Here is a 6364-nt window from a genome sequence, read left to right on the forward strand (position 1 = left end):
TATTAGGGCCAGAAACGCAAAAGGCGATGACTGCCGAGCAGTCATCGCCTCCGGTTCAAGCCGACAAGGTTACACCGACTTGTATTCGCTTTCGGCCTTGTCGAAGCGGCTCAGCATCGACTGGCTCGGGGCCTTACCAATACGGCTGAAGATGACGATGGCCAGGGTGGCGAGGATGAAACCCGGAATGATCTCGTACAGACCCAGACCGATCCAGTTCTTCCACACGATCACGGTAGTGGCACCGACCAGCATGCCGGCCAGGGCGCCATTGCGGGTCATGCCTTTCCACACCAGGGAGAGGATCACCACCGGACCGAACGCGGCGCCGAAACCTGCCCAGGCGTAGGACACCAGGCCCAGCACACGGTTTTCCGGGTTCGCCGCCAGAGCGATGGCGATCAGCGCGACCAGCAGAACCATGGCGCGACCGACCCAGACCAGCTCGGTCTGCGAAGCGCCTTTACGCAGGAAGGCCTTGTAGAAGTCCTCGGTCAGGGCACTGGAGCACACCAGCAGCTGGCAGCTCAGGGTGCTCATCACGGCAGCCAGAATGGCCGACAGCAAGATACCGGCAATCCACGGGTTGAACAGCAGCTTGGCCAGCTCGATGAACACACGCTCCGGGTTCTCACCGACCGGGCCCGCCACTTCAGGGTGTACCGAGAAGTAGGCGATGCCGAAGAAGCCGACGGCAACGGCGCCGGCCAGGGTCAGGACCATCCAGGTCATGGAGATGCGACGGGCAGCCGGAATCGACTTGACCGAATCGGCAGCCATGAAGCGCGCCAGGATATGCGGCTGACCGAAATAGCCCAGGCCCCAGGCCATCAGCGAGATCACGCCCACGAAGGTCGCACCCTTGAGCATGTCGAAGTTGGTGGCGTCGACTGCCTCGATGGCGACCATGGCTGGATCGAAACCACCGGTAGCGATCATCACCACGACCGGCGTAATGATCAGTGCGAAGATCATCAGTGTCGCTTGCACGGTGTCGGTCCAGCTCACTGCCAGGAAGCCACCGATGAAGGTGTAGGCGATGGTCGCAGCGGCACCGGCCCACAGCGCGGTCTCGTAGGACATGCCGAAGGTGCTCTCGAACAGGCGAGCACCGGCCACCACGCCGGAAGCGCAATAGATGGTGAAGAATACCAGGATCACCAGTGCCGAGAAGATGCGCAGGATGCGGCTGTTGTCTTCGAAGCGATTGGTGAAGTAGTCAGGCAGGGTCAGGGCGTTGCCGTTGTGCTCGGTCTGCACACGCAGGCGGCCGGCGACGAACAGCCAGTTGAGGTAGGCGCCGATGAGCAGGCCAATGGCGATCCAGCTTTCGGAGATGCCGGCGACGAAGATCGCGCCTGGCAGGCCCATGAGCAGCCAGCCGCTCATGTCGGAGGCACCGGCGGAGAGCGCGGTAACAAAGCTACCGAGGCTGCGGCCACCCAGGATGTAGTCGGAAAGGTTCTTGGTACGCAGATAGGCGATCAGGCCAATCAGTACCATGGCTGCGATGTACACCACGAAGGTGACGAGCATTGGAGTACTAGCTGTCATTTGGGGGGCTCCCCTCTCGTTTGTTGTTCTCGGGCACCGTGCCCTGATTGGCAAAGTGCACCCGTTTTTTTGCGGATGCGGGCTCCGGTCTCTCTTCCTCGTCACACCGATATCGAATGAACATGGCCAGAGCCAGCGCAGTGAAACCGCCACTGCATCGGCAAGTGCCTGAGCACTTTCCCTGACCTCCCTGGCTTGCGCCTGCGGCCACCGAATCGCGTTACCACCAGGTTTCGCCTGCAAGAACCTCTCTTACCGGTCTAGCCCAGCAACGCTGGTCTGACCAATCTATGCAGACAAAAACGGCCATAACGAAAGTGAAGCGCGGAATTTAGTGGCAGAAGCGAACGAGCTTCTTGCTGAAAGCTCTGGAGTTTTTGCAGAAATCTCCGAGCCGGGGAACTTCCGGCAAACAGCTGTTCCGGCCTACGACGATAACCTGATCGCTCGGTCAGCCGTCATTGGCCTGGCGAAAAGGCAGATGGCTTCGCGCCTCTTGCGCGTAAACCCGCACGCCAGAGCGCTCCTGCTCAAGAAACTCGGCAACGGCAGCATGCAACCCCGGGTGGCAGAGATAATGCCACGAATGGGTAATGACCGGCTCGAACCCCCGGATCAGCTTGTGCTCGCCCTGCGCGCCGGCATCGAAGCGCTGCAGGCCTTCGGCGATGGCCTGCTCCATGCCCTGATAGAAGCAGGTCTCGAAATGCAGCCGATCGAACTCGGCCAGACACCCCCAGTAGCGACCATAGAAGGTATCGCCATCGACCAGGCTGAACGCCATGGCCAGCGGACGCCCGTGCTGCGTGGCGAAAACCACGCGAATCATCTCGGGCATGCGCTCAGCCAGCAGACTGAAGAAGTCTCGCGTCAGGTAAGGGGCCTGCCCGCGCACATGGTAGGTGTTGGCATAGCAGGTGTAGACAAAATCCCAGTCGGCCTCGCTCAACTCATGCCCCAGGCGCCAGCCGAACTCGATGCCTTGCCCCGCCACCTGCTCGCGCTCCTTGCGCATCTGCTTGCGCTTACGCGAGCTGAGCGCATCGAGAAAGTCCTGGAAATCACGGTAACCGCGATTGTGCCAGTGAAACTGGCAACCCAGGCGTTGCAGCCAGCCCTGTCGCTGCGCCATCACGGCGTCACAGGCGGGGCTGGTGAAGTTGATGTGCAGGCTCGACAGCCCCTGCGCAGGTAACTCCGCCGTGAGCGTGTCGAGCAGTTGCCCGGCTGCCTGGGCATCACCCAGCAAGCGTGCCCCGGTGACCGGAGAGAACGGCACAGCGCCCAGCAGCTTGGGGTAGTAGCCGATGCCAGCCCGCCGACAGGCATCGGCCCAGCCGTGATCGAACACGTATTCGCCATAGGAGTGCTGTTTCAGATAAGCCGGCAACGCCGCCTGCACCTTGCCCTGTTCGTCGCACCAGAGTCGGTGCGACGACAGCCAGCCACTGCGCCCGCCCACACTGCCGCTGTCTTCCAGCGCACTGAGAAAGGCATGACGCAGAAACGGCTGCGGCCGCTCCAGCAGCCCATCCCAGACGTCTGCGGGCAGCGCTTGAAGCGAGTCGATGATGGTAACGGGCATGAGCTCAACTCCAGAAGCCAGACTGCAATATATCTCTAACAATGCACCCGCAATATGAGAAGGCCAACTCTTATAACCTTAAGCTCTGTAAAGGAGTTCCCCATGCAAAAGTCCCTTCTCGCCCTCGGCGTCGCGCTCCTGCTCGGCACTGGTAACGCTCTCGCCCAGCAGTCGATCACCCACCCCTTTCACGCGAGCCAGGCAGAGGACGCACCGAACAACGTGCATATGGCCGTAGAAATCCCGGCAGGCAGCTTCACCAAATATGAGATCAACGAAGAAGGTCTGGTCTTCGTCGACCGTTTCCAATCCATGCCGGTGGTTTATCCGGCCAACTACGGCTCGCTGTCTCGCACGCTGGGTGGCGACAACGACCCCCTGGACGGCCTGGTGCTGACTCGCGAGCCCCTGCACCCGGGCGTGCTGATCAAGTTTCGTCCGATCGGCTATCTGAAGATGATCGACGGTGGCGAAGCGGACGAGAAGATCATCGGCGTGCCCAGCAGCGATATCGATCCGAGCTACGACAATATCAAAGACATCGATGATCTGCCTTTGATCGAGCGCCAGCGTATCGAGGCCTTCTTCCGCGTGTACAAGCAACTGCCGGAGGGTCGCAAGAAAGTCGAACTCAATGGCTATGGCAACGCCGCCGAAGCCCGCCAGATGATCCAGAAGGCCCTGGACAACTACAAGAAGAACAACTGAGTAATCGTGACAAAGGCCCAGCCAGGTGCTGGGCCTTTTCAATTGCAGCCCTCAACTTTTTCCGGCCAGGGCCTTCTTGTAGCGGGTGGCATAGTTCAGCTTGCGGCCGGCTACCTTGTTCAGCTCCTTGCGATCCATCGACGAATAGCCGCCCAGCTCACGGGCCTTGAAGCCACTGTTGCCGACTTCGTCTTCCGGCGCGAGTGCCACCATCTTCTTCGCCGCCGCTTCGACTGCGTCGCGGTAATCACCACGGTCGCTAAGATCATAGCCATCCAGCGGCATCACCGAGCGCAACCAGTTGCCCCAGTAGAATTCCAGAAACTCGGGAGCCACTTCGCCGGAGCGCGGCTTGTCGTAGCCGACCTCACGGGTGAAGTACACCAGTGCCCGATAGGGGTCGTTGGCCAGGTGCTGCAAGCCGAGCTGGCTCGGTATCTGCTGCGCATCGATGACCTGGCCATTGCCGTCCTTCAACCAGACCTTGCGCGCCTGCGCCATGCGCTGCCAGAAACTGGCCATGTCCGCGCTGTCGCTGAAGTTGTCGGTCACCCGCACCCACATCTCGAGGTTTTCGCCCCCGTTGGGGTGCTCCAGCAACACGGTGAAGGTGTGGTGTCCATCGGTCAGGAACAACTTGCCCTGTGGGCCGATGACCACGGTCTTCATGTCACTGCGACGGGCACCGACCTTATCCTGGCATGTGAAGCTCTCGGGTTTGTGCAGGTCGGCATCACTCGGCACCTTGGCACTCTCGCCCTGCCCGTTGGCTTCGCAGTACTCGTCGAACAGCTTGTTGCGCTCCTGCGCGAAGCGGCCGAGCTTGTAGTAGATCTGATCGTAACCGACCGCGGCCTGGGTCGGATGCAAGGTCTGCAGGGGCACCTGCAGCAGCTCGCCGGGCTGGGCTGCACTGTAATCCTGGGCCAGAGCGGCCGAGCTCAGGCCCAGCGCAACCAGCAACAGAGTGATGTGACGCATCGAATGATCTCCAAAGGACTTGGCGATAAAAAAGCCCCGCCAATGGCGGGGCTCAATCAGGAGCAACGGATAAAGGCGTTGCTTAGAACACGTACTGCAGGCGACCTACGATGGCCTTGCCATCATCCTGCACGCTCTTGCCACCGACTTGGTTGGAGGTGTTGATGTTGTCTACCTGATAGTCGACGTAGTTCAAGCTGGTACGGACGGACGGGGTAACGAAGTAGTTCACGCCCACCACCATGGCCTTGGTCTTGAACTCGTCGTTGACGTCGTCAGCAACGATACCGGCCAGACCCAGGTTGCCCGGAATGGCACCTGCATCGGAGTCGATGGTGGCGCTTTCATAGCGAGCGAAGACTTCCCACGAGCCTTTCATGTTGTCCGGCTTGTCCCACTTGCCGTCAGCAGCCTTGTACTGGCGCACGCCGTTGAACATGTAGGAAACCTGAGCGTAGTAACCGCTGAGGTCGACGTCGGACTTGGCACCGGCCAGGGTTTCGCCGCTGATCTGACGCTGGAAGTACTCGGCCTGAGCACGGAAGGCACCGAACTGAGCGCCGGACTCCAGCACCCATTCAACGTCCTTGTCAGCCACACGCACGTCGCCGAAGGTCAGGCGGAAATCGTTGTCGCTGCGGATACCCATGCGGGTACGAGCACGAGCGCGGTTATCGTCGGACTCGCTGTTGTGATAGTTGGCGGCCAGGTGAATAACGTCGGTACCGTTGAGGTACGGCGCCCAGTGGGCACGCAGGGTGTAGCCGTAGAGTTCGTCGTTGTCTTCGTTCTTGTAGTTGTTGTCACCTCCATAGGTGGCAACCTGAGCCATCAGACCGTAGTTGTCGCCGGAGTGCTTGAAGTTCACGCCGAACTGGGTGTCTTCATCACCGTTCAGGAAATCGTACATGAACGGGCGCTCGATGGCGGTGATCCAGGAAGAGCTGGTGGTGTTCTCCAGACCGTAGTCGCCACCAAAACGGCCAACGGTGAACTTACCGATATCCAGGCCGGTGTAGGCGATGTACGCGCGGTCGACTTTGGTGTCATCGCCTTCGTCGTAGCTCAGACGCAGACCCCAGTCCCAATCGCTGTAGGCGGTGCCTTCCAGGCCGAACTCACCGCGACGGATGAAGGTGTTGAAGGTATCGTCGAACGGCTTGTTCTGGTCGGCAGCCATCAGACCATCGAACTGCGTGGCATCCCACTGCAGCTTGCCGCTCAGCTTGAAGCTGAACGCCTTGTCGGTGGTAGCGACTTCCAGGCCGCCTTTGGTCTTGATCACGAGGTCGGCGCCGTCAGTGCTGACAGTACCGGCGAAAGCCTGGGCGGAGACGGCCAGAGCCAGGGCGCTGGCTGCGAAACCGGCGAAGTGCTTACGGATCATCGAGGATTCCCCTGTTGGACTTTAGCAGCCTGTTGAAATTCGCTGTGATGACTGCGAGCACTGCGTTGTAGCGGCAGTGCTCGCGGCCACGCGCTCTTGCTCAGGGCGTCGAGCAGGTGAAGTAGCCCGATTTCACAGGTGCCGGGCGC

5 protein-coding genes are annotated in these 6364 nt (G+C 60.5%); 1 reads left to right on the plus strand and 4 read right to left on the minus strand.

The genetic code is table 11. From position 1 onward, the window contains the following. Positions 1-69: 69 nt before the first annotated feature. Together putP and ACN8M7_RS18655 are read right to left on the minus strand one after the other, a co-directional pair. Entirely contained in the window at positions 70-1554 is a 1485-nt protein-coding gene (gene putP / locus ACN8M7_RS18650) for a sodium/proline symporter PutP (protein WP_156458631.1), read from the minus strand. A 451-nt stretch (positions 1555-2005) separates the two neighbouring features. After that, a complete protein-coding gene (locus ACN8M7_RS18655; protein WP_490261732.1) occupies positions 2006-3139 on the minus strand; it encodes a GNAT family N-acetyltransferase in 1134 nt (377 codons plus the stop codon). A 102-nt stretch (positions 3140-3241) separates the two neighbouring features. Here ACN8M7_RS18655 and ACN8M7_RS18660 point away from each other — a divergent pair, with 102 nt between their 5' ends. Beyond that, positions 3242-3847, plus strand: coding sequence for an inorganic diphosphatase (locus tag ACN8M7_RS18660; RefSeq protein ID WP_490261733.1), 606 nt, complete (start codon positions 3242-3244; stop codon positions 3845-3847). Positions 3848-3898: 51 nt separating this feature from the next. Here the strand turns inward: ACN8M7_RS18660 and ACN8M7_RS18665 are convergent, their stop codons facing one another. Continuing rightward, positions 3899-4828, minus strand: coding sequence for a ParB/Srx family N-terminal domain-containing protein (locus tag ACN8M7_RS18665; RefSeq protein WP_490261734.1), 930 nt, complete (start codon positions 4826-4828; stop codon positions 3899-3901). Positions 4829-4910: 82 nt separating this feature from the next. Continuing rightward, complete coding sequence (locus ACN8M7_RS18670) at positions 4911-6215, minus strand: OprO/OprP family phosphate-selective porin (protein ID WP_061241833.1); 1305 nt, start codon at positions 6213-6215, stop codon at positions 4911-4913. Positions 6216-6364: the final 149 nt, after the last annotated feature.

The sequence above is a fragment of the Pseudomonas spartinae genome, assembly GCF_965197125.1.
Lineage (GTDB): Bacteria > Pseudomonadota > Gammaproteobacteria > Pseudomonadales > Pseudomonadaceae > Aquipseudomonas > Aquipseudomonas composti_A.

Bases quoted from the DNA above. Each gene is read 5' to 3' on its own strand.
- ACN8M7_RS18660 (WP_490261733.1), top strand. From the start codon at position 3,242: ATGCAAAAGTCCCTTCTCGCCCTCGGCGTCGCGCTCCTGCTCGGCACT.
- ACN8M7_RS18670 (WP_061241833.1), bottom strand. From the start codon at position 6,215: ATGATCCGTAAGCACTTCGCCGGTTTCGCAGCCAGCGCCCTGGCTCTG.
- ACN8M7_RS18665 (WP_490261734.1), bottom strand. From the start codon at position 4,828: ATGCGTCACATCACTCTGTTGCTGGTTGCGCTGGGCCTGAGCTCGGCC.
- putP (WP_156458631.1), bottom strand. From the start codon at position 1,554: ATGACAGCTAGTACTCCAATGCTCGTCACCTTCGTGGTGTACATCGCA.
- ACN8M7_RS18655 (WP_490261732.1), bottom strand. From the start codon at position 3,139: ATGCCCGTTACCATCATCGACTCGCTTCAAGCGCTGCCCGCAGACGTC.